Annotated in this window: 20 protein-coding genes, 1 tRNA gene and 1 riboswitch; of the genes, 11 read left to right on the top strand and 10 right to left on the bottom strand. The window is 51.8% G+C overall.

Annotated elements, in window-relative coordinates; translation table 11 throughout:
• Nucleotides 1-14 precede the first annotated feature (14 nt).
• The 6 genes from glf to PXG97_RS14595 all read left to right on the top strand — a co-directional run bounded on the left by glf (nucleotide 15) and on the right by PXG97_RS14595 (nucleotide 6929).
• Complete coding sequence (glf, locus tag PXG97_RS14620; protein ID WP_276498516.1) at nucleotides 15-1205, top strand: UDP-galactopyranose mutase; 1191 nt, start codon at nucleotides 15-17, stop codon at nucleotides 1203-1205.
• Nucleotides 1192-2727: a glycoside hydrolase 5 family protein gene (locus tag PXG97_RS14615; protein WP_276498514.1), complete on the top strand. Its 1536-nt coding sequence runs from the start codon at nucleotides 1192-1194 to the stop codon at nucleotides 2725-2727. Before glf ends, PXG97_RS14615 begins: the two co-directional genes overlap by 14 nt.
• 352 nt (nucleotides 2728-3079) lie before the next feature.
• Entirely contained in the window at nucleotides 3080-4339 is a 1260-nt protein-coding gene (locus PXG97_RS14610) for a site-specific integrase (RefSeq protein ID WP_276498513.1), read from the top strand.
• A 228-nt stretch (nucleotides 4340-4567) separates the two neighbouring features.
• Nucleotides 4568-4873, top strand: a complete 306-nt coding sequence (locus PXG97_RS14605; RefSeq protein ID WP_276498512.1) for a helix-turn-helix domain-containing protein — start codon at nucleotides 4568-4570, stop codon at nucleotides 4871-4873.
• A gap of 32 nt (nucleotides 4874-4905) precedes the next feature.
• Nucleotides 4906-5229, top strand: a complete 324-nt coding sequence (locus PXG97_RS14600; RefSeq protein ID WP_276498511.1) for a hypothetical protein — start codon at nucleotides 4906-4908, stop codon at nucleotides 5227-5229.
• Nucleotides 5230-5309: 80 nt separating this feature from the next.
• Nucleotides 5310-6929 (top strand): hypothetical protein, encoded by a 1620-nt coding sequence (locus PXG97_RS14595; protein WP_276498510.1) that lies wholly within the window; start codon nucleotides 5310-5312, stop codon nucleotides 6927-6929.
• Nucleotides 6930-7398: 469 nt separating this feature from the next.
• Here the strand turns inward: PXG97_RS14595 and PXG97_RS14590 are convergent, their stop codons facing one another.
• The 5 genes from PXG97_RS14590 to PXG97_RS14570 form a co-directional block, all read right to left on the bottom strand.
• Nucleotides 7399-8190: a S1 family peptidase gene (locus tag PXG97_RS14590; protein WP_276498509.1), complete on the bottom strand. Its 792-nt coding sequence runs from the start codon at nucleotides 8188-8190 to the stop codon at nucleotides 7399-7401.
• 437 nt (nucleotides 8191-8627) lie between these two features.
• On the bottom strand, nucleotides 8628-8909 hold the full coding sequence (locus tag PXG97_RS14585; protein ID WP_276498508.1) for a hypothetical protein: 282 nt from the start codon (nucleotides 8907-8909) through the stop codon (nucleotides 8628-8630).
• 14 nt (nucleotides 8910-8923) lie between these two features.
• Entirely contained in the window at nucleotides 8924-9256 is a 333-nt protein-coding gene (locus tag PXG97_RS14580; RefSeq protein ID WP_276498507.1) for a hypothetical protein, read from the bottom strand.
• A 31-nt stretch (nucleotides 9257-9287) separates the two neighbouring features.
• The gene (locus PXG97_RS14575; protein WP_276498506.1) at nucleotides 9288-9608 is read right to left on the bottom strand and encodes a hypothetical protein; all 321 of its coding nucleotides are present in this window, start codon (nucleotides 9606-9608) and stop codon (nucleotides 9288-9290) included.
• Between the two features lie 20 nt (nucleotides 9609-9628).
• Nucleotides 9629-10306, bottom strand: a complete 678-nt coding sequence (locus PXG97_RS14570; protein ID WP_276498505.1) for a recombinase family protein — start codon at nucleotides 10304-10306, stop codon at nucleotides 9629-9631.
• A 233-nt stretch (nucleotides 10307-10539) separates the two neighbouring features.
• Here PXG97_RS14570 and PXG97_RS14565 point away from each other — a divergent pair, with 233 nt between their 5' ends.
• Complete coding sequence (locus tag PXG97_RS14565) at nucleotides 10540-10986, top strand: PEGA domain-containing protein (RefSeq protein ID WP_276498504.1); 447 nt, start codon at nucleotides 10540-10542, stop codon at nucleotides 10984-10986.
• 523 nt (nucleotides 10987-11509) lie between these two features.
• On the opposite strand, the gene PXG97_RS14560 is transcribed toward PXG97_RS14565, so the two are convergent.
• Nucleotides 11510-11582, bottom strand: a tRNA-Met gene (locus PXG97_RS14560).
• 84 nt (nucleotides 11583-11666) lie between these two features.
• Complete coding sequence (locus PXG97_RS14555) at nucleotides 11667-13487, bottom strand: BamA/OMP85 family outer membrane protein (RefSeq protein ID WP_276498503.1); 1821 nt, start codon at nucleotides 13485-13487, stop codon at nucleotides 11667-11669.
• 180 nt (nucleotides 13488-13667) lie between these two features.
• On the opposite strand from PXG97_RS14555, the gene hemW reads away from it, so the two are divergent.
• From hemW to ctlX, 4 genes are all read left to right on the top strand, one after another.
• Nucleotides 13668-14795 carry a radical SAM family heme chaperone HemW gene (hemW, locus tag PXG97_RS14550; protein WP_276498502.1) on the top strand — a complete coding sequence of 376 codons (1128 nt, stop codon included), beginning with the start codon at nucleotides 13668-13670 and terminating at the stop codon, nucleotides 14793-14795.
• Nucleotides 14796-14840: 45 nt separating this feature from the next.
• Nucleotides 14841-15275, top strand: a complete 435-nt coding sequence (locus PXG97_RS14545) for a hypothetical protein (protein WP_276498501.1) — start codon at nucleotides 14841-14843, stop codon at nucleotides 15273-15275.
• An 85-nt stretch (nucleotides 15276-15360) separates the two neighbouring features.
• Nucleotides 15361-16134: a cyclase family protein gene (locus PXG97_RS14540; RefSeq protein ID WP_276498500.1), complete on the top strand. Its 774-nt coding sequence runs from the start codon at nucleotides 15361-15363 to the stop codon at nucleotides 16132-16134.
• A 7-nt stretch (nucleotides 16135-16141) separates the two neighbouring features.
• Nucleotides 16142-17077, top strand: coding sequence for a citrulline utilization hydrolase CtlX (gene ctlX, locus PXG97_RS14535; protein WP_276498499.1), 936 nt, complete (start codon nucleotides 16142-16144; stop codon nucleotides 17075-17077).
• 67 nt (nucleotides 17078-17144) lie between these two features.
• Here the strand turns inward: ctlX and metF are convergent, their stop codons facing one another.
• From metF to rpmA, 3 genes are all read right to left on the bottom strand, one after another.
• Nucleotides 17145-18101, bottom strand: coding sequence for a methylenetetrahydrofolate reductase [NAD(P)H] (metF, locus tag PXG97_RS14530; RefSeq protein ID WP_276498498.1), 957 nt, complete (start codon nucleotides 18099-18101; stop codon nucleotides 17145-17147).
• A gap of 262 nt (nucleotides 18102-18363) precedes the next feature.
• The gene (gene metH, locus PXG97_RS14525; RefSeq protein ID WP_276498497.1) at nucleotides 18364-22071 is read right to left on the bottom strand and encodes a methionine synthase; all 3708 of its coding nucleotides are present in this window, start codon (nucleotides 22069-22071) and stop codon (nucleotides 18364-18366) included.
• A 72-nt stretch (nucleotides 22072-22143) separates the two neighbouring features.
• Nucleotides 22144-22251: riboswitch (SAM riboswitch) on the bottom strand.
• 250 nt (nucleotides 22252-22501) lie between these two features.
• Nucleotides 22502-22771 (bottom strand): 50S ribosomal protein L27, encoded by a 270-nt coding sequence (gene rpmA / locus PXG97_RS14520; protein ID WP_276498496.1) that lies wholly within the window; start codon nucleotides 22769-22771, stop codon nucleotides 22502-22504.
• Nucleotides 22772-22841: the final 70 nt, after the last annotated feature.

Genomic DNA, 22841 nt, shown 5'->3' with positions numbered 1-22841 from the left:
GGAAGGGAGGAAGTATGTTTGATTACCTGATCGTGGGCACAGGCTTTGCCGGGAGCGTACTGGCTGAGCGACTGGCCTCGCAGCTGCATAAAAAGGTGCTGATCCTTGATAAGCGCAACCACATTGCCGGCAACGCTTACGACCACTACAACGAGGAAGGGATACTGGTGCACAAGTATGGCCCGCACATCTTCCACACCAATTCCAAAGAGGTATTCGAGTATCTGTCGCAGTTCACGGCCTGGCGCCCGTACGAGCACCGGGTGCTAGCCAGCGTGGACGGGCAGCTGGTGCCCATCCCGATCAACCTGGATACGATCAACAAACTATACGGCCTCAGCCTGACGGCCTTTGATGCAGACAATTTCTTTAAGTCCGTGGCAGAGGACATAGCGCCGGTACGCACCTCGGAGGACGTGGTGGTGAGCAGGGTGGGGCGGGAGCTGTACGAGAAGTTCTTCCGCAACTACACGCGCAAGCAGTGGGGCATGGACCCTTCGGAGCTGGATAAGTCGGTGACCGCCCGGGTACCGGTGCGCACCAACCGCGACGACCGCTACTTTACCGACACCTACCAGGCCATGCCGCTGTACGGGTATACCGCCATGTTTGAAAAGCTCCTGGCGCACCCCAACATCAAGATCATGCTTAACACGGATTATCAGGATATCGCGGACATGATCCCGTTCCGGGAGATGATCTATACCGGGCCGGTGGACGAGTACTTTGGCTACCGCTACGGCAGGCTGCCGTACCGCTCGCTGGAGTTCAGGCATGAAACGCTGGACAAGCCGGTGCACCTGCCTGCCGCCGTCGTCAACTACCCAAACGAGCACGCCTATACCCGCATCACGGAGTTTAAGTACCTGACCGGGCAGCAGCACCCCAAGACCAGCATTGTGTATGAGTACCCGCAGGCCGAAGGCGACCCATACTACCCCGTGCCGCGCCCTGAGAACGCCGAGACCTACAACAGGTATAAGAAACTGGCGGATGCCACTCCTGGTGTGCACTTCGTGGGCCGGCTGGCCACTTACAAATATTATAACATGGACCAGGTCGTGGCGCAGGCACTCACGCTCTTTAAGAAGCTATCGGCAGAAAAACTGGCTCAGGCCGTTGTAAACGCGCCTCAGCAACTGAATGGAGCGGGAAAAGCATTGAACGGAAGTATAAGAAACATTCCAAAAAATGGAGTTCACTGAGCAACAGCAGCACACTGGGGCCAACATTGACGAAAGCAGCCTGTCAAAATCCGGCAAGGCCGCTACAGCAAAAAGAAAGGAACTGCCCGCTTTTAAGCTAGAGCAGGATCTTCCCTGGGTACAGGTGGCCCCGGATGCGCCCTATTTTATGACGGAGACCGGTGAGGACTGGACGCCTATCGGCCAGAACGACGCCATCACCTGGCCTGACTTTGCAGGCCTCTTCCGGCGAAAGAACCTGCAGCAGGTAGAAGGGCACCTGGCATGGCTGGCAGCACATGGGGTGACCTGCCTGCGTCTGATGCTGGAGTACGCGCAGGGGCAACACCGCTACTTCGAAAAGCCGGCCGGCACCTTTAACCCAAGTATGGTCCAGCTTTGGGACGACCTGTTCCGCCTCTGCGCCAAGTATAACATCCGTATTTTACTGACCCCGGTGGATACTTTCTGGATGTGGATCAAATGGAAACACCACCCCTACAGCCACCTGAACGGGGGCCCCTGCAAGGACCGCTCTGAATGGCTCCTCTGCCCCGACACGCTACGGGCCGTCAAGAACCGGCTAAGCTTCGTAGCTGAGAGGTGGGGCGGCAGCGGTGTGCTCTTTGCCTGGGACCTCTGGAACGAGATACACCCCGCCCACGCCGGCGATAGAACAGAGGTATTTGCTGACTTTGTACAGGAGCTGAGCCAGCACCTGCGGCAGGAAGAGCAGCGGCTGTACGGGCGCTGCCATCCGCAGACGGTTTCGCTTTACGGCCCTGTGCTGGATGAGCACCCGGCAGTGGCCGACGTTATTTTCCGGCACCCGATGCTCGATTTTGCCAGCACCCACTTTTACGACGCCGCCACGATCAACAACCCTAAGGATACTTTGTGGTCCGCCATTGTAGCGGGGCGCCTGGTGCGGGAGGCACTGGAACACCTGCAGGGTAACCGTCCTTTCTTCGATAGCGAGCACGGCCCTATTCATGCCTTCAAGGACAGGCACATCATTTTTCCAGAGTATTTCGATGATGAATATTTCCGGCACATACAGTGGGCACACCTGGCCTCGGGTGCTGCGGGCGGCGGCATGCGCTGGCCCAACCGCCACCCGCACTGCCTCACCCACGGCATGCGCCGCGCCCAGAAAAGTATGGCTGCGTTCGTAAAGCTGCTCGATTGGAAAAACTTCCGGAGAAAGAACCTGAACTACGAAGCCAAAGTCAGCAGCCCTTCCTTTGTGCTGTTTGCCTGTGCCGATGAAAGACAGGCTCTGCTATGGCTGCTTCGCGCAGATAACTACGTGCAAGGAGAAGATGTGCTGGCGACCATAGACCGGGGAGCTGAGCCGCTTGCGGCAGAGGTACAGGTGCCGGGCATGAACCAGGGTGCATATAGGGTAACTTACTGGGATACCCTGGAGGGCAAGATAGTTACCTCCGAGGTTGTCCGCCACACTTCCGGTGCATACTTGCTACTGCACTTACCTCCCGTTGCCACGGACGTGGCTGTGGCCGTGCGGCCGGAGCAAGTATAGAGTTACATCGAATACTTATACTTAGAAAGAGCGGCAGTAGCTGGAGAGGCGCAGAAGCGAAAATGGCCGCATAAAAACAAAACGCCTGACTCATTTCTGAATCAGGCGTTTTTCTGAGGTAGCGGGGACAAGACTACTGAAAGTTATACCTGCTTTGCAGTAATTACCCCAAATTAGATTTAAGAAGCTAAAACAAACAGTTTTGGATAAAAGGTGGTGAAAACATTTGAAAGGTGTTAAAGCGATTTTGGTCACCTTTTGGTCACCTTGATTGGTCTTTTCAAAAATATGGTCAATGATAGTTTCAACTGCACCCCCGCGGATAATTTTGCACCATAAATGAACATTTACAATGAAAAAACCAAACGTGACTTTCTGGCTTAAGAAGGCAGCAGGAAAAGAGAAAGCCAAGCCAGCTTTAATCATGGTCAACTTCCGCTACGGCGAACGAATTCGCGTATCTTCTGGAATTTCTATCCTACCCTCTAATTGGGACGATAAGAAATCTTTCCCCAAGGCTAGCTTTGGAGATTATGCGGAGTACAAAAGCAAACTTTTAGAGATAGAGGAAAAGGTGCATGAATGCTACCGCCATTATACCAGCTTAGGAATTATCCCGAGCCCAGAAACAATCAAGCAGTTTATTTCAGGGCATAATGACCTTAAACATGAAGCAGACATAAAAGACTTTTTTGAAAGGCATACTGAGTTCCTAGAGGAAAGAAAGCTAAGGCTAGACCCTAAAACAATACAGCGAGACAATACCCTCATAAAGCAACTGAAGCAGTTTGAGGTCGACTGCAAATACAAAGTTACTTTTGAATCTATAAGCACTTCGTTTGAGGTACGGTTTAGGCACTTTTTAAATACCGTTCTTTTACAGAACAACACCACTGTAGGTAAAAATATTGGAAGCCTTAAAACGTACATGAAGTGGGCGATGAAGCATGGATATCACAGCAATCCCGCCTTCCAAGATTTTAAGACAGATAGAGAACCTACTAAAGTAATTGCTCTGGAAGAGGCGGAAGTAGAGAGACTGGCTACCTTAAATCTGGATAGTAAACCACACCTTGCAAGAATCAGGGATAAGTTCTTGTTCCAACTTTATACTGCGCAACGCTTTGAAGACGTGCGAACGCTCACATGGAGCAACATTAAGTATACAACTGACGGAAAAATTTACTGGCACCTCTTCCAAACGAAAGCTAGCCGCACAGAGGAAATGAAGGTGCAGATAGTTGGTGAAGCGAAAAGGGTGCTGGAGCAGCAACAAAAAGGCGCTCCCACAAGTCTAGTATTCCCTGACCTCAAGAACCAGCCGTTTAATAGGTATATTAAAGACGTTTGTCAGCTCGCCAAGATTGATGAACACACCGTTAAAGTATTTAATCGCGGTAATAAGCGAATTGAGAAAGCTGGCCCCAAATACCAGTTCATATCCAGCCACACCGCAAGAAGGTCTTATTGCACCCTCTCTTCAGAAAAGGGCATGACAGAACTAGCTATTAGAGGTGTGACAGGTCATAAAGACCACAGAATGCTGATGAGGTACCTGGCAAAGAACCAGAAGCACATAGATGCGGAGGTAAACAAGCACTGGGCTGCTTAAGTTATTTAAGGAAAAAGGGGCTTCGGCCCCTTTTTTTGGACTTTCCAAAATTTCTCAGAAAACCTGCCGCCATTTGTGGTCTCTCGCCATACCTTTGCATTGTGATTGTTAAATGACAGAATAAAAAGCGTTTACAGCGTTTTCACCCGGGCTGACCTCACGTTCATATCCTCGCCTACGGGCACCTTAAACCAATTAAATAATTTAATTTTTTTAACCTTGACCAACATGGTAAATCTTGTTGACCTGAACACTATTACCCTTGCCGACATAATTCACGGCTTTTCAAACGCGATTTCAAACGCGGTAGATAATTACATGAGCACAAAGCTTCCTTCATTAGGGAATACGGGCGTAGAAAAGCCGCTTACGACCGAAGAAGCAGCCGCGTTTTTAAATATTAGCGTGCCTGTCCTTAGAGATTTGGCAGAATCTGGGGCTATCCCAAGACACAAATGGAAAGGCGTTAGGGGCTACCACTACTTCGCCTCTGAATTAGTACATGCGCTAAAGAGCCAAAAGCAGCTTAACTAACATATTTCATTAAATAATTTAACGACCAACACATGAACACGACATCTACAAACATTTTGTCCCAGCTCAAAGCTACACCCTATTACATGGTGTACAGAAAAATCATTATCAATGCTCAATACCCTGACGGGGTGTGGCAACTCCATACAGCCACAGAAATAGAACCAAACGACACTTTCAAGTGCCCGCTAACAAGACCGCAGGCCTGTGTATACGCTGATATAACACCAGCTGCACTGAAGAGACTGGTGAAGAGCGGCTTTCTTAAGGAGCACAAACTGCTAGGCTATAACGGGGCTGTCTTCGTCCATGAAGAAATTGAGCGTGCAAAGGAAATGCACGCCATGTACAACTAGTGCCCATTAAATTATTTAACACGATGACAGTGCGATTCCAGAGACGTTGGACGTGGGCAGATTGATTGAGCGGAGAGATTATGATTTACTTTATCCCGTCAAACTTTGACGTAGACCAGCACACTGCCGCATACCCTCCTACAGAGATAACCAAGTTCAAGAAAGACAAGCTCCTATACGTGGTTAGCCTAATCGTCTCCATTCCTGCCAACAACAAGGACTTGCAGGCATGGGGCGGGTTTGTGCCAATCAACTCAGTGGCATTGAAGAATACCATTGGCAACAACTATAAAACTTATTTAAACTACTTAACAAGAACGGGCGTGTTTGAGGAAAACGCCCAGTACATCGTCGGGGAAACGTCCAGAAAATACCGCCTTACAAGCCACTACAGGGGCGGCTTTAGGGAGATAGAACTTTTAAAGGGCTTCACTGCCCGCGTAAAAAAGGCCAACGAAAAGGCCATTGCAAAAGTCCTGCTGGATGACAGGTGCAAGCCACACGCACACCTCCTTGACTGGTACCTGCGCGGGAAACTGGAGCTTGACATAGAAGCGGTTAGGGAGTACCTGCACAAGACTATGCTGAAAGACAAGGTAAGGGTGTATGACGACAGCCACAGCAGGCTAAAGGGAAGGATAAAGGAGGTGAACCGTTCCAGGCGCAGCCAGCAAGACCTTGACAGGGTTAAGCTGACGCGCCGCGAGAAGGCTATACACAAGTACTTCAGCACGCTTCAGGCAGCAGTGCGCGTTTCGGAGCAGGTGTACTTCTTTAAAGTGGACGAGAAGGCGGGCAGGGTGCATACCTCGTTAAGCAACTTGAAAAGGGAGTTTCGCAATTTCCTGACCTATGACGGGAAAAGGCTTGTTGAAATAGACGTGAAGAACAGCCAGCCGTTCTTCAGCCTTGCGATTTTAAACAGGGCGTTTTGGGAGGGCAAGGAGGGAGGCGTTTGCGAGACAAATTTTTCTATATCTTCTAATGTCCTGTTAACAAGTACTGATAACACGACCTATTGCAACACACCCATAACACAGGTGCCTATGTCCTTCACACAACAACACACGGAAGGTCTGTACACACACCATACCTACCAACGTCTACACAACACGTCTTCCCTCGTTATGTTTCGAGATTTAGTAGGAGACATAGACAGAGAAGAGTTAGAGAGATACAGAGACCTTGTCATTAGCGGGGGAGTATATGAGTACCTGTTAGAGGAGTACAGGAACAGGACAGGAAGGGAGAACATACAACGTGACGACATGAAAAAGGTGGTGTTTACCATCCTCTTCTCCAAAAACGAGGAAGACATGGCCGAGCCGCGAACGCTTAAAGAGCGAAACTCCAGAGAAAGTCGCGTGTTGGCAAAGGACACGTTCAGGTCGTGCTTCCCCACCATTTACCGAGTGTTTGAGAAAATAAAGGAAGGCAACAACGCGCTGCTGGCCTGCCTGCTGCAATCAGTGGAAGCCTATGTTATCTTGAGCAAGGTTTGCGAGCGCGTCAAAACCGAGCGGCCAGACCTGCCGCTGTTTACCATACATGACAGCCTTATGACCACGGAGGGAAACGAGCTTTACCTGAAGCGGGTCATGGAGGAGGAGTTTGAAAGATACATCGGGGCTGTGCCGAACCTGACGGTGAAGCTGCTGTGCCCTGAGAATCTGGAGTCTAAAATGGCGCGAGCGGCGTAGGGAATTTTAAATTTAAAATTAGCGAGGAAGGGGTAGGCTGTACGTCTATTACTGCCGCTGTAACAGCGTATAAATACAGCCTGTTTAAGAGCAAAATAAGCCGTTTTAAGCCACTCTGTTGCCACTCTTAAAGTACTTCATTGGCTGCGTCAGGAGGTGCTTAAAACGGCTTTAAATGCCTTGTTCTGCGGCTGTAACTTACGGCTTCAAAAGGCGTGTTCAGGCGGTGGTTTCATGTAGTACCACCAATTGTGCAGCCGTAGGCAAGGCACAGACTAAGCATAAAGGTTGAATTTTGATGCAGAAGGTTTTCTTACTTTTCCTGATAGGTAAACTTACTTCTATCGCTATCAATTCAATTTCCTTTCCTTCTGCATTTCTATACTAGAAAAGTAATGAAAGCTTATGCTGCCTCTCCGTTGGTTAACTCGCTGTTAAACATGTGTCTATAGACAATTATAAACACTACTTAAACCTTAGCTAGTTCTACACTTTCAATCAACTCCAAAATTGGATTAAAAGAGGTAGCAACTGAGTAGCCAGAATTTAAGTGTTCTGTATGCACGAGCTTATCTCTGTCATTTCTCCAATGTTGAACGAATGGTATGTACTGCGAAACTACTCCAATAATTTTCATTGTTTTCTTAGGCTCATGTATTATTTGTACTACTGGGCCTCCGCTATTACCACCATAAGCAGGGCAATCTAAAATTATTGTTTGAGCAGAAGAGTGAACGTTAGCGACAACACCTTTCCTTAACAATGGCTTATTTGGGTCAAATTGAGGACTTCTTGGCAACCCAATCGATACAGGGTAGCCGAAGAGATATACATCATTGGAAACCATAACCTCATGAAACTTACCTATGTTTATTTCTGAAGCAACAACTGGACCTGTTGGAGCAGCAACAGTTTTTTCGGCTCCTGAAAGGAGTCTTAGCTTACCGTTTTTACCTTCTTCTGAAGGTTTCTTAACAGCAGCAAATTTAACAATAGCCACATCTCTATTCCTATGACAGGTTGATTCTAACTTATCTAGATTTAGTCTGTACATATTTACATCATCACTATTTAAATTAACAGTCTGACAAGTTATCTCAATCTCTTTTTCCCTTAAATCTCTTTCATCATTATATAGAACATGTCTTGCAGTCACTAAATAAATATACTTACCTGAATTATACAGGAAACCTGAACCACTTGATGAACCTAAAGAGATTAAAACTGAAAAGGTTAAATGTGTATCTGTTACGTTTCTCATATTGTTATTTTTTTTCCAAAAAAAGAAGCATTTTATATTCAAAAGTTCAAATATATACTTAAATGCCTTCTACTCTATAAAAATGCATTTTTAATCTGCTATAGCCTCCTGTAATGCCGGTTACAGGCACTTGCGCCAAAATTATTGGTGGGGAGAGAGCTATCCGTGTGGCTTTATGTCAACTATTTAAATAACCTGCGAAAGCTTAAACTGCGGGTCGGCATACCGTGCAACTAAATGCAAATAAAGCAATATAAGGAAGGGGGCTTTTAGCTGGTGCGGCAACGACAGGCTAAAGAGGCAGAACTGCGGTGTTAAGGAGCTATGAGAGCGGCTGGAACAAACCTTGTTTTAGGCTGTTTAAGGCCGTTGTAGGCACTTTTTCAATGTTGGCGACAGAAATCACAGGAGAGTATTTAAAGTAGCTGCAAAGGGGCTTATTTGTCCTCCTGCTGCCATGCCTTGTAATCGTCAGGGGAAAGACGCTCCTGCATGTAATCAGCCATGCCTACCGTGTCCATTTGCCCCTTTGTTTCGCTGTAGTAGTTCATCATTGTATCCTCAATGCGATTATACTGCTCCCGCTTCTCGCCCTGAAAGTCTGCGATTTTTTTCATGCCAATGTACAAGGCCACAATAAAGCCGCCGTAGACGATGACGCGGGCTAGGTTTTGACGGAGAAATTTCTGGCAGGGCGTTAGTTCGGTAAAAGACTTCATGCTGGAGCGGCAATTTAAAGGATGCTGGAAATAACCAACTTATTCGGGCCACTGCCTATGGTCACCAGCTTTGGTTTCTCTGGCTTCGGAACGGGTATTGTCTCTGGGTAGTGCTTCAAGCGCCAGTTGTGCAGCCCTTTTTCGGTCTTAAAGACAACCAGTATGTTGTCATAGGTGTGCTCGTCCACGTCATCTGGGTTCTTTGCAAAAACTATTCTAGACACATCACCAAAGTCCCCCATTTTCCCACAGGACAATTGCCCAAAAAGCAATCCATGCCACGTTCTTGCCGCCACGTAGTACGTGGTGAAAAAATCAATTTCCTTGGGTGTGATTTTTTTTGCCATGAATTTTAAGATTTAAAGTTGGTTTGAGGAATTAATGACCCATCTTCTGGCTAAAGCGCTTGATTTCTTCACTCATTTCGCCGCCGTTGGCGTAGTAGAAGTCTGCGCACGCAATGTTTACGGCGGTCAGAAATTCGCTGTAGCTGTGCTCTCCATCCAGTTCGTTTTTCTGAAAGTAGTTGGTCAGGCTTAAACCATCTAGGTGGTTTAGGTCGTTCTTTGCCCATCGTGCCTGTGCCCACTCTAACCGACTTGCTTCTGACAAGTGCTTTACCTGCTCGTCACACCACGCCCTTGCCGCTATGTCCAGTTGCGGTGTACTCTCGGTCACCAACTCGCTAAATCTCTTCATGTTTTTATATTTAAAATTGGCTAAACGGTTATTAGGTCAAAGTCCTTTTCAAGTAGGCGCTGAACGGATTTGGCTATGAACATTTTGCCCCTTCGCGTTTTAAAGCCTTTTTTGTTCAGTGCCGTGGCGATGGCTGTTAGTGTGTATCCTTCCTTTTTCATGGACTGCGCCAGCGCTGCGGCCTTCACGTTGTTCTCGTTTGTCAGGGCGTTTTGCTGACGCACCTGCACGCTACGCCTTGTGGCTTCTGCCGTCAGGTTGGCGGGTGTGCCAGCCTGCCAGTCTGGTTCACGAAGCTTCTTTGCAGCTAACGCTTCCTTGGTACGCTTGCTAATCATTTCCCTTTCGTGCTGCGCCATCACTGCGAAAATGCCTATCGTCAGGGTATTGGCTTCTGGAATATCTGCGCATACGAAATCTACGCCTGAATCCTTCAGGTTGAAAATGAAGCCAGCGTTACGGGAAAGGCGGTCAAGCTTGGCAATTACCAGCGTGGCTCCTGCCTGCTTTGCGTGGGCTATAGCGGCTGTTAGCTGCTCTCTATTGTTCTGCTTGCCGCTCTCTACCTCCGTGTACTCCGCTATCACTGGAGCGCCTGAAATGAAGCCTAGGACGGCGGCACGCTGCGCCTCCAGGCCTAAACCAGATACACCTTGCTTTTGGGTTGACACGCGGTAGTAGGCTATGTATTTCTTCATGGGAAAGCTACCTTAAATAGAACATAGCAAATTTACGATGTAATTTGACATAAACCAAACGTGTGTTTAGAAAATGTCATAATATAAGGGTGGACCATTCACCGCAATATTTATCAACTTTGTAAAGTAGCAGGGAAGAGGTGTAAACATTAAATATATATACATATTGATTATTAAATATTTCAAATGTAATATTGCATTCATAAATATTCCAGTTATTCAAACAAACTTTTATGAAAAAATTTGTACTCTTATCTCTTGCTGCATCCACTCTTTTCATGTCAAGCTGCGCAACAGTTTTCACTGGCTCTAAGCAAGCCGTAAACATTGCGAGCTATCCTGCTGGAGCCAAAATCCAAGTAGACGGCATTGACAGAGGCGTTACACCTAGCGTAGTTAAGTTGAAGAAAGGCTTTGAAGGACAAACTGTGACCTTGAAAAAGGAAGGCTATGAAGCAAAAACATTCCAGCCAGAGACTACCTTCAATGCAGTTTCTGTACTGAACCTATTTTCTATTCTGGGTTGGGGTATAGATGCAGCTACTGGAGCCATGATGCGCTACAACCCTAAGGCCTACGAAATGCAGCTAGAGCAAACTGCCGAAGCCAAAGCTAAAGCAGAAGCGGAAGCTAAAGCCAAAACAGAGGCAGAAACTAAAGCAGAAACAAGCAACCAATAGGTTAGCATTTAGCATCTGCTCAAATCGCCTGTAAAGGCATCAATGAGACCCGTCCTACTGATTGTAGGGCGGGTTTTATTTTTGAGGGGTATTTAAGAGGATAACATATTTAATCAACTTTTTTGGCGTGGCTCCAAGCGGACATATCACGTGGTTTTACGCCATATTTTAAATTTAAATTTGAGAAAACGTAGCAACATGGGGTTTGAGCCTTAATCATGGAGTAAAATGAAGCAATAATGGCTTATCCAGATTGCACACACATGAGTAATTCTTCATGTAAACCTGACAAGTGCTAGTTTAAATCTGAAGTTTGCGGTGTTCTAAATGCGAGCAGGAGCAAAATATTTTACTGCGGAGCAGACAGACAGGAGAAATGAAAAGCTTTTATTTTAAGCCACGCGTGCTTAACTTTAGTGCAGCGGACTACAGTTGAAAAGGAAGTTGGTCACCTTTTTGGGCACCTTAAAAGCAATAATGGCCTGTAAGTTATTCACCTACAAGCCATTATCTTAATCTGAGGTAGCGGGGACAAGACTCGAACTTGCGACCTTTGGGTTATGAGCCCAACGAGCTACCAACTGCTCCACCCCGCACTGTTATGATGATGCAAAAGTATACTAAAGATGTTTACCATGCAAGTGTGTATACCTAAAATCGTTAAAAAAGTTAGGCATTCGCTAAAATTTACTGGTTATCCCAAAGTGTATCTTGGAATGTTTTAATGCCAGCGGCTGCTGCCCCGATTTGCCTACAGAGTACACCAACTGGAAAATACCGGCTGCCGTGCTGAAGCTAATGCCCGCCCCCAAACCAAAAGGATACTCATCGGCAGAAAAGCGCTCCAGGTCACGGCGGTAGTAGCCCTGGTCATAAAAGAGCAGGACATAGGAGTCGGCGGCGGTAAAGAGGCGGTACTCCAGGGTGCCCACGGCGTAGCTGGAGGCATAGAAGAAGTAATCGTCGAAGCCGCGGAGGGAGGAGAGGCCGCCCAGCCGGTACATGTCGTTGAGGAAGATCTGGTCGTTGAGCAGGGCCTCGCCGCGCAGCCTGGTAAGCAGGGCGCTGTTCTTGCCCAGCCGCAGGAAATTCTCCAGCCGCAGGCTCAGGCTCAGCTGCGATGTTTTCATGTCCAGCGTGTCGTAGAAGTCCTTCTCCAGGTCGGCGCTGCGCAGCAGCTTTTTGGTGCCGGCGGCAAACTGGAACTCCAGCAGCCGCCCGCGCCTCGGGAAGTAAAAGTCATCGAGGTTGTTCCAGAGGTAGTTCAGGCCGTAGGTCGTGGTCTGGGCATCGGCCAGGTCGAGCTGCTGTAGGCGCTGCGGGCTCACCTCCGAAAGTATGCGGGAGTTGCGCCACTCGGTAAACACGCTGAACTTGCCGTACTTCAAAGTATAATAGCCTATCTGCAGGCGCGGCTGCACCGTGATGAAGGTAGAGTCCTGCTTGAGCAGGCTGAACTTGGTGCCTACCTCAAAGGGGCTGCCCATGAAATTCGGGTGCAGGTACTCGCCGTTAAGTATAACCGAGCCTACGCTTACCCGCCGCCACTGCAGCCCCAGCTGTTTACCGGAGCCCCGGATGTTGCGGATGTTCAGGTTCGCCTCACCGGTGATCAGCAGCTTGTTCTCCCGGTTCGGGTCCGGCAGGAAGCCCACCACGCCGTCGATCTGGTTCGCCTGCCGGTCCTCCAGGTAATAGTATACTTTGGCCTTGTCGCTGAGGAAGCGTACCTGTGGCGACTTGGTGGACTTGAGGTAAGGCAGTTGGGTGAGCATGCGCTCGGAGGCGTTTACCTGGTCCTGGTTGTAGAGCTGCCCCGGCTGCAGCTGCAGGTAGCGCATCAGGAACTTGGGCTGCGTTTTGGTCTTGCCCACGATCTCCAGCGTATCGTACGTCACCACAAAGGCCTTCTCCACCATCAGGGTGGCCGATATCTTGCTGCCGTCTATACGCACCGAGTCGAGCCAGACGTTGGCGAAAGGGTAACCGTTGCGCTCCGCGTAATCCAGGATGCGCTGCTGCAGCTTCACGAACTCGGCTGGCCTGAAAGGCACATTATTATAAAACTTCTCCCGGAAGCCCGCCTCCACCAGAATGCCCTCGCTCAGGTTGCCGTTGCGCAACTGCGCCCATGCAAAAGGCTGCCCCACATGAAGTTTCACGTGGAGCGTGTCGCCGCCAAAGTATAAACTATCGGCGGAGGCCAGCAAAAAGGCGTCCTGCTGCAACCGGTACACCAGCGCCCGCACCTCCTTTGTGGCCTCGGCCGAGTCAGGCAGGGTCTCCCGGAAATTATAGCGCCTGAGCACCTGCGCCCCCGCAGCGTTCTGGGCCTTTACCGACAACTGTACCTTGCTGGCCGGAGCAGGCTTTTCCGCCTTCTCCGGCTCTGGCTTCTTGGCCTGCTGCTGCTTTGCCGTATCCTGCGGCTGCACCACCTGGGCACGCACGGTCCCCAGGCACAGCATCAGGCAACACAGGAAGGCAGCTATTTTGTACATTTGTGCGGTTGAACTGTTAAAGGGTTAAATTGTTTACTGGATGTATGGTTGCACAACAGCGTCCGGTTTATACATCACACCTGCAAAGGTAAAGGGTTCTAGTATACCTGGCACATCTAAGGAAAGCACATTTTACAGACCATCAGCAATTTAACCTTTCAGCAATTTAAAAATTTAACTGTGTCCGGCATTTACCTCCATATCCCTTTCTGCAAGCAGGCCTGCCATTACTGCGACTTCCACTTCAGCACCTCCATGGGGCATAAGGCGGCCACCATAGCGGCCATTGCCCGCGAGCTGGAGCTGCGCCAGGATTACCTGCAGGGGCAAACGGTGCGCACCATCTACTTTGGCGGCGGCACGCCCTCGCTGCTCACGCAGCAGGAGCTGGAGTTACTGCTACAAACCATCAAAAAGCTGTTTATAGTTTCGGAGGATGCCGAAATTACGCTGGAGGCCAACCCCGATGACCTGAAGCCGGAGAAGCTGCGGGAGCTGCGGGCGGCGGGCATTAACCGCCTGAGCATCGGCCTGCAGTCGTTTCATGAGCCGCACCTGCAGCTGATGAACCGCGCCCACAACGCCACCGAGAGCCTGCAGTGCGTGCGTGATGCCCAGGCAGCCGGCTTCGACAACATCACCGTCGACCTGATCTACGGCATCCCGGCACCGGGCCATGCCACCTGGCTGCAGGACCTGCAAATGCTCTTCTCGCTAAACGTGCAGCACGTTTCCTGCTACGCCCTGACGATAGAACCCGATACGGCGCTGGGCCGCTGGAGCAAAAAGGGCAAGTTCAGGCCATCGGAGGATGACTTTACGGCGCAACAGTTCGAGCTACTGCTGGAGCAGATGCGGCTGCATGGCTTTGTGCAGTATGAGATCTCCAACTTCTGCCAGCCGGGCTATGAGTCGCGGCACAACAGCAACTACTGGCGCGGCGTGCCTTACCTGGGTGTGGGGCCGAGCGCACACTCCTTTAACGGCCACAGCAGGCAGTACAACGTAGCCAACAACCGCAAGTATACGGCTGCCATCGCCGAGGGCAATATCCCTGCCGAGGTAGAAGAACTTACCCCCGCCGACCAGGCCAACGATTACCTGCTCACCACGCTGCGCACCATCTGGGGCTGCGACCTGGCCTTGCTGCGTAACAGGTACAAGTACGATGTGCAGGCATCCCACACCCTCTACCTGCAGGAGCTGCAGCAGAAAGAGTTGGCAAGTATAACAGGCGAGGTTCTGTACTTAACAGACAAAGGCAAGCTGCTCGCCGACCAGATCACGTTGGATTTGCTTGCTGAGTAGAGGCTCTGGCAACATCGGTGCTTAGATTCAATTTTATTCGTAGCTTTGGATGAACCGTACCATGCCACGATGCAGCAACTCGAAACACTCTTCCAGAACGACATCAGCAGGGTTGCCATAGATCGTGCGCATAGCCTGATCTCCAATACTTGGCTACGGCAGGTGCAGCATGAGGAAATGCTTCTCACGGCCCAAAAGATAAATCGGCTGCTCCAGGAAAACGATGCTGACAAACTGCTGCTGAGCGCGCTGCAAATGGGTTCGCTGCTGCCCGAAACGAAGGAGTGGCTGTCAACCACCTACTACAAGTCCCTGTCTGAGATCGGCATAAAGAAGCTGGCGCGGGTATTGCCCCAAAACCTGTTCAACAAGCTTTCTTTTGAGGCGGTTGTCACCAGGGCGGAGGCATTAGGCAACATTGATTTTGAGGTGCAGAACTTCACCAGCGATGAGGCTGCCCTGCGGTGGCTACGTCTCTAGGCTCAACTCGTGCCAAGGCCCTGTTCCTGATCTTTAGGCACGGTTTATACTTTTCTGCTATACTTGCTAAAAAGCCCATCATACTATGGAAGCCACCATCACCTACCAAAGCCAGGTTTATGCGTTCAGTCCGCTAGAGCCGCTGGACATTTCTATGCCCCTGCACGACCGCCAGCCGCAGCCGGAGTGCTTCTGGGCTGAGCCGGTCCAGTTTGACGTGATCAGGGTAGGGGACTTTGTGGGCAGCGTGGCCGAGGGCGGCAGCACCAACTACAAGCGCGTGCACCTCACGCCCCACGGCAACGGCACCCACACCGAGTGCTACGGCCACATCTCCGCCGACGGAAACGCCACCATCCACAACTGCCTGAAGCGTTTTCTGTTTGTGGCCCAACTGATAACGGTGCAGCCGCAAAAGCAGGAGAACGGCGACGAGGTGGTGCTGCTGGAGGATGTGAAAGCGCAGCTGCCAAGTATAAAGCCAGAGGCGCTTATACTTCGCACCCTGCCCAACCCGGAGGAGAAGCTTACCCGCCACTACTCCGGCACCAACCCACCCTACCTGGAGCACACCATTGGCCAGTACCTGGCCGAGCAGGGCATACAGCACCTGCTGCTAGACCTGCCATCCGTGGACCGGGAGCTGGACGAAGGAAAGCTGCTGTGCCACCACGCGTTCTGGCAGTACCCGTACAACACCCGCTGCGGCGCCACCATTACCGAACTCATTTATGCCCCCAACCATATTGCTGACGGGCTATACTTGCTGAACCTGCAGATAGCCAGCCTGCAGCTGGATGCCAGCCCCAGCAAGCCCGTGCTTTACAGCTTAACACCATTACTTGCACAACAACTGTAGTAGCGCTATGGAGCAGACCACGGATACTGTTTTGATGGTTGAGCCGACGAACTTCTGCTACAACCCGGAGGCCGCCACAACCAACAAGTTCCAACGAGAGGCTGAGGGGATGACACCGGAAGAAGTGCAGGCAAGGGCGCTCCAGGAATTCAGGCAGATGGTACAGCGGCTGCAGCAGGCCGGGGTGGCGGTAAACGTGGTCCGGGACGTGGAGAACTCCTGCACCCCGGACTCGGTCTTTCCGAACAACTGGTTTTCCACGCACCGGAGCGGGCGCTTGGTAACCTACCCCATGGCCCCCGTGAACCGCCGCGGGGAGCGCCGCCAGGAGGTGATTGATTTCCTGATGCGGCAGTACGGCTACCGGGAGCACGTGCGGCTGGAGCAGTATGAAGACGCGCCTGAGCCGAAGTTTCTGGAAGGCACCGGCAGCATGATTCTGGACAGGGCGAACAGGATCGCCTACGCCGCTGTGTCGCCCCGCACCGAACTGGAGCCGCTGCAGGCGTTCTGCGACAGGCTGAAGTATACACCTGTTACTTTCCGTGCCTATGGCCCCACAGGTGAGCCTATCTACCACACCAACGTGATGCTTTGCGTGGGCGACACGTTTGCCGTGGCTGGCATGGATGTGGTGGATGAGCAGGACCGGGAACGGCTACGCCGGCAACTGGAAAGCACCGGCAAGGAGATCATCGAGCTGACAGCCGACCAGACCCATCACCACTTTGCCGGCAACATGCTGCAGCTGCGCAACAGGCAGGGCGAACGGATACTGGTGATGTCGGAGGCCGCTTTTACTTCGCTGGCGGAGGAGCAGCTGGGGAAACTGAGAAAGCACCATGATCACCTGCTGCACATCCCGGTTCACCTGATAGAGCAGTGCGGGGGCGGCAGTGTGCGCTGCATGATCGCAGAGATTTTTAAGCCGGCGCAAGTATAAAAGAAAGGCTGGGGCAGCAGCCCCAGCCTAAGGTAGATAAAGTTTAGTTGTTTAAGGTGTTCGTATTCTAAAACAGCGCCTCGGCCACCTTCCGCACCGACCCTGACTTGCCCATAGAGTAGTAGTGCAGGCAAGGTACGCCAAACGCCATCAGCTCCCTGGACTGCTGAATGGCCCACTCCACGCCTACCTCTGCAGCTGCTTTGTTGTCGGGGCAAGCTTCTATGGCATCTGCCAGTTCGCAGGGCACCTCCAGGTGGAACAGGCTGGGCAGCAGGGTGAGCTGGCTCTTCGTCGTCATGGGCTTCAGGCCCGGGATAATCGGCACGTCGATGCCCTCTTCGCGGCAGCGATTCACAAAGTCGAAGTACTTCTGGTTGTCGAAAAACATCTGCGTGACGATGTATTCCGCGCCCAGCTCCACTTTCTTCTTCAACCAGCGCAGGTCCGACTTCATGTTGGGGGCCTCAAAGTGCTTCTCCGGGTAACCGGCCACCCCGATACAGAAATCAGTGCCGCTGTTATACGCCTGCTCCTCATCCAGGTAGCAGCCCTTGTTCATGTCCACCACCTGCTCTATCAGCTCGGTGGCGTAGTTGTGGCCACCCGGCTCCGGCACAAAGCGCTGCTCGCTCTTCACGCAGTCGCCGCGCAGCACCAGCACGTTATCAATACCAAGGAAGTGCAGGTCGATCAGGGCGTTCTCCGTCTCCTCTTTGTTAAAGCCACCGCAGATCAGGTGCGGCACCGTGTCCACCTTATAGTGGTTTTGGATGGCCGCGCAGATCCCCACTGTCCCCGGGCGCTTGCGGGTCGTGCGCTTCTCCAGCAGCCCGTTCTCCCGTTGTTTATACACATACTCTTCGCGGTGATAGGTCACGTCAATGAATGGCGGCTGAAACTCCATCAGCGGGTCAATGTGGCTGTAGAGCGTGTGCAGGTTTTCCCCTTTCAGCGGTGGCAGTATCTCAAAAGAGAACAGCGTTTTGCCGTTTGCATTTTTGAAGTGGTCTGTTACTTTCAATGTATGTTGATGGTTAAATTGCTCTATTTTTAAATGGCTGTTTCACGCTGCCGGACCCAACTACCCCTACCTCCTCAGCGCTACGCTCACATTTCCGGACTCTCGTTCTCAGCAAAGGAGTAACAGCCGCTGCGGAAGTACAGCCTTATACTTTATAGCTTCTGCTTCACCTCCCTTCACACAAGATGCCTTGAGGATGACAGAAACATGGGGTAAGCATAAGCCGCTTCCGTTAACAGGAAGGGGCAGCGCACGAGGTTCTCTACACGGCCGCCTGCTGTGCCAACGGCTTTGGCTCATAGTTCAGGTTCGGCGACAGCCAGCGCTCCAGTTCTTCTTTGGCCATGCCTTTGCGCTGCGCGATGTCGGCCACCTGGTCCTCGCCAATCTTGCCCAGGCCGAAGTAGCGCGACTCCGAGTGCGAGAAGTACAGGCCGCTCACCGAGGCTGCCGGATACATGGCCAGGTTCTCAGTAAGTATAACGCCCGATTCCTCCGCATGCAGCAGGTTAAACAGCGTGATCTTCTCGGTGTGGTCGGGGCAGCCCGGGTAGCCTGGTGCCGGGCGAATGCCCTTGTATTGCTCCTTGATCAACCCATTGTTGTCCAGTTGCTCGTCCGGTGCATAGCCCCACAGCTCCTTGCGCACCTTCTCGTGCATCAGCTCGGCAAAGGCCTCGGCCAACCTGTCTGCCAGTGCTTTCACCATAATGGATTTATAGTCGTCGTGCTCGGCCTCATACTTCTCCAGCAGCTTCTCTATGCCAAAGCCAGCCGACACCACAAAGCCCCCGATATAATCAGGCACGCCTGTCTCTTTCGGAGCCACAAAGTCAGAGAAAGCCAGGTTTGGCACGTTTGCGCCCTTCTTGCCCTGCTGCCGCAGCGTGTGGAATTCAGTCAGCACCTTTCCACGTGAATCATCCGTGTATACTTCAATGGTGTCGTCGGCCTGCACGTTGGCAGGGTAGAAGCCCACCACGGCGCGGGCCTCCAGCAACTGGTTGTCCACGATCTCCTGTAGCATCGCCTGCGCATCGTTAAACAGCTTGCGTGCCTCCGTGCCTAATTCCGGGTCGTCCAGGATTTTCGGGTATTGCCGCTTCAGCTCCCAGGTATGGAAGAACGGTGTCCAGTCGATGTAAGGCACGATCTCCTGCAGCGGGTAGTTGGTGAATACCTTGTTACCCAGGAAGCTGGGCTTGGCTACCTCGGTGGCCGCCCACTCTACGTTATACTTGTTGGCGCGGGCCTCTTCTATGCTGGCAAAGGCGCGGTCTTTGGTGCGGCCCAAATGGTCTTCGCGCAGCTTCTCATACTCTGCTTTGATTTCGGCAACGTAGCTGTCGCGGCTGCTGCTGAGCAGGCTGCTCACCACCGTTACGCTTCGGGAGGCATCGTGCACATGCACCACCGGCCCGCTGTATTGCGGCGCGATCTTCACAGCCGTGTGCACTCTGGAGGTAGTGGCGCCACCGATCAGCAGCGGGATCTTCATGCCTCTTCGCTCCATCTCCTGCGCCACGTACACCATCTCGTCCAGTGATGGCGTGATCAGACCGCTCAGGCCAATGATATCCACTTTCTGCGCTTCGGCTTCCGCCAGGATCTTATCCAGCTGCACCATCACCCCCAGGTCTATCACCTCATAGTTGTTACAGGCCAGCACCACGCCCACGATGTTCTTGCCTATGTCATGTACGTCGCCTTTTACGGTGGCTAGCAGGATCTTACCCTGTGCCTTGGTAGAAGAACCCGCTTTCTCGGCCTCCATGAACGGCAACAGGTAAGCCACCGACTTCTTCATCACGCGCGCGCTTTTCACTACCTGCGGCAGAAACATCTTTCCGGAGCCAAACAGGTCGCCCACCACCGACATACCGGCCATGAGCGGCCCCTCGATCACATCCAGTGTCTTGTCTGCTTTTTGGCGAGCCTCCTCCGTGTCTTCGTCTATGTGGTCCACGATGCCCTTCACCAGCGCATGCTTCAGGCGCTCCTCCACAGGAGCATCGCGCCAGGCAGTATCGGCTGCTGTGGCGGTTTTGCCTTTGCCCTTGATCGTTTCGGCATAGGCAACCAGTTTCTCCGTAGCCTCCGGGTGGCGGTTAAAGACCACGTCTTCGATCAGGTTGCGCAGCTCCTGTGGCACCTCCTCATAGATGCCCAGCATGCCCGCGTTCACAATGCCCATGTCCATACCGGCTTTCACGGCATGGTACAGGAACACCGTGTGCATGGCCTCGCGCACCAGGTCGTTGCCTCTAAAGGAGAACGACAAATTGCTCAAACCACCGCTCACCAGCGCATGCGGCAGGGTAGCCTTGATCCACTTCACCACCTCGATATAGTCTACCGCGTAGTTATTGTGCTCTTCAATGCCGGTGGCAATGGCCAGGATGTTCGGGTCGAAAATAATGTCCTGCGGCGGGAAACCTACTTCCTCCACCAAGATGCGGTAAGAGCGTTCGCAGATTTCCTGGCGGCGCTCCAGCGTGTCGGCCTGGCCTGTTTCATCGAACGCCATCACCACTACCGCCGCACCGTATTGCCGTACCTTGCGGGCCAGGTGCTTAAAGGCTTCCTCTCCTTCTTTCAGGCTGATAGAGTTGACGATGCTTTTCCCCTGCACACATTTCAGGCCGGCCTCGATCACGCTCCACTTGGAGGAGTCGATCATGATCGGCAGCTTGGCGATGTCCGGTTCGGAGGCGATCAGGTTGAGGAAAGTTGCCATGGCCTGCTCAGAGTCCAGCATGCCCTCGTCCATGTTCACGTCGATGATCTGGGCGCCGCCCTCTACCTGCTGCCGGGCCACCGACAGGGCTTCCTCATACTTGTTATCCACTACCAGGCGGGCAAATTTCTTGGAGCCGGTCACGTTAGTGCGCTCGCCGATATTCACAAAAAGGCTCTCTGGCGTTACAGTCAGGGGCTCGAGGCCGCTGTAGCGGGGGAGAGGGGCAACCGGGGTAGGTGTGTGCGGTTTATACTTCTGCACTAAGTCTGCGATCACCTTGGTGTGCACAGGCGTGGTGCCACAGCAGCCACCCAGGATGTTCACCAGTCCCTCCTTCAGGTATTCCTCCACAATGGCCCCCATCTGCTCGGCTGTTTCGTCGTAGCCGCCAAAGGCGTTTGGCAAACCAGCGTTCGGGTAGGCGCTGATGTAGCAGTCTGTTATCCTTGCCAGCTCCTGGATGTGCGTTTTAAGCTGACGCGCGCCTAAGGCACAGTTAAAGCCTACACTAAGTATAGGCGCATGCGAGATCGAGTTCCAGAAAGCCTCTACCGTTTGGCCAGACAAAGTACGGCCACTGGCATCGGTGATTGTGCCGGACACCATGATCGGCAGTTCTTTGCCGCCGTTGTTCACAAACTCCTGGATGGCGAACAAGGCCGCCTTGCAGTTCAGGGTGTCAAACACCGTCTCCACCAGCAGCAGGTCGGCGCCGCCATCCACCAGGCCGCGTACCTGCTCATGGTATGCCTCTACCAGTTGATCGAAGGTAATAGCGCGGTAGCCGGGGTTGTTCACGTCCGGGGAGAGGGAGGCGGTGCGGTTAGTCGGGCCGATGGCACCGGCTACAAAGCGTTTATGGGCAGGGTTCTTTGCCTCTACCTCATCCGCCGCTTCCCGTGCTATTTTCGCCGACTCATAGTTAAGCTCATACACAATATGCTCCAAGCGATAGTCCGCCATGGCAATACTGGTCCCGCTGAAGGTGTTGGTCTCGATGATATCGGCCCCGGCCTCCAGATACTCGGTATGGATCGCCTTGATGATATCCGGGCGCGTGATGGACAGCAGGTCGTTGTTGCCCTTCAGGTCGGAGGGGTGGTCCTGAAAGCGCTCGCCGCGGAAATCAGCTTCCTGCAACTTGTAACGCTGGATCATGGTGCCCATGGCGCCATCGAGCACGAGCACGCGCTCCTGCAGCAAAGTATAAATCGGATGTTTCTTGGTCATGGCTGGTGTCTATCTTCTCGTCAGTCTCTCACATAACTTATCAAGAAGGACACCTGAGGTAAGGCAGGGGCAATCTTATCTTCCCTGGCAAAGCACCACCAGGAGGGAGTTAGCACCAAGCTTTATACATGGTTGCTAAGACGTCATCGGGCCCTATCCCTCAGTCTTTCTTGATAAGAGTTTGCAAATATAAAGCTATATCCGCAGAAAGTAAACATTTGTTGCGCCTGCGGGTGCTTAGGTCTTTTAAGATCTGCTATAAAAGCGAAAAGGGATGCAAATGCATCCCTTTTCTAGTAGAGGTTTAATTTATTAACTATAACCTCTTTGCTTTATTATACGCGGGCCTTGCTTACTTGTTGCAACAGGCAGCAATAAAAAAGGGATACCGGTATGGCATCCCTCTTCTATGTATCTGCTTGGCTCTTGACTAAGCCTCTGCCTCTACTTTAGGAAGCACAGAAACGTAAGAACGGTTCTTCTTACCTTTTCTGAACTGTACCGTGCCGTCAACCAGCGCAAACAGGGTGTGGTCTTTGCCCATACCTACGTTTTTGTCTGGGTGGTGTGCAGTACCTCTTTGTCTTACAATGATGTTACCTGCAATAATGTCCTGGCCACCGTAAATCTTAACACCCAGTCGTTTAGAATGCGATTCGCGGCCGTTATTGGAACTACCAACGCCTTTTTTGTGTGCCATTTTCTTTTACTATTTAGTTGGGTTAGCAAGCTAAGCCCAAAAGGTTCTACGATTAATTTCTTCTTACTGC

It is taken from the genome of Pontibacter litorisediminis, assembly GCF_029360645.1.
Classification (GTDB): domain Bacteria; phylum Bacteroidota; class Bacteroidia; order Cytophagales; family Hymenobacteraceae; genus Pontibacter; species Pontibacter litorisediminis.
Note: the sequence above shows the minus strand (reverse complement) of the source record. Positions and strands in the feature narration are given on the sequence as shown.

Coding starts and splice junctions, on each gene's coding strand:
- glf (WP_276498516.1), top strand. CDS start 15: ATGTTTGATTACCTGATCGTGGGCACAGGCTTTGCCGGGAGCGTACTG.
- PXG97_RS14615 (WP_276498514.1), top strand. CDS start 1,192: ATGGAGTTCACTGAGCAACAGCAGCACACTGGGGCCAACATTGACGAA.
- PXG97_RS14610 (WP_276498513.1), top strand. CDS start 3,080: ATGAAAAAACCAAACGTGACTTTCTGGCTTAAGAAGGCAGCAGGAAAA.
- PXG97_RS14605 (WP_276498512.1), top strand. CDS start 4,568: ATGGTAAATCTTGTTGACCTGAACACTATTACCCTTGCCGACATAATT.
- PXG97_RS14600 (WP_276498511.1), top strand. CDS start 4,906: ATGAACACGACATCTACAAACATTTTGTCCCAGCTCAAAGCTACACCC.
- PXG97_RS14595 (WP_276498510.1), top strand. CDS start 5,310: ATGATTTACTTTATCCCGTCAAACTTTGACGTAGACCAGCACACTGCC.
- PXG97_RS14590 (WP_276498509.1), bottom strand. CDS start 8,190: ATGAGAAACGTAACAGATACACATTTAACCTTTTCAGTTTTAATCTCT.
- PXG97_RS14585 (WP_276498508.1), bottom strand. CDS start 8,909: ATGAAGTCTTTTACCGAACTAACGCCCTGCCAGAAATTTCTCCGTCAA.
- PXG97_RS14580 (WP_276498507.1), bottom strand. CDS start 9,256: ATGGCAAAAAAAATCACACCCAAGGAAATTGATTTTTTCACCACGTAC.
- PXG97_RS14575 (WP_276498506.1), bottom strand. CDS start 9,608: ATGAAGAGATTTAGCGAGTTGGTGACCGAGAGTACACCGCAACTGGAC.
- PXG97_RS14570 (WP_276498505.1), bottom strand. CDS start 10,306: ATGAAGAAATACATAGCCTACTACCGCGTGTCAACCCAAAAGCAAGGT.
- PXG97_RS14565 (WP_276498504.1), top strand. CDS start 10,540: ATGAAAAAATTTGTACTCTTATCTCTTGCTGCATCCACTCTTTTCATG.
- PXG97_RS14555 (WP_276498503.1), bottom strand. CDS start 13,487: ATGTACAAAATAGCTGCCTTCCTGTGTTGCCTGATGCTGTGCCTGGGG.
- PXG97_RS14540 (WP_276498500.1), top strand. CDS start 15,361: ATGGAAGCCACCATCACCTACCAAAGCCAGGTTTATGCGTTCAGTCCG.
- ctlX (WP_276498499.1), top strand. CDS start 16,142: ATGGAGCAGACCACGGATACTGTTTTGATGGTTGAGCCGACGAACTTC.
- metH (WP_276498497.1), bottom strand. CDS start 22,071: ATGACCAAGAAACATCCGATTTATACTTTGCTGCAGGAGCGCGTGCTC.
- rpmA (WP_276498496.1), bottom strand. CDS start 22,771: ATGGCACACAAAAAAGGCGTTGGTAGTTCCAATAACGGCCGCGAATCG.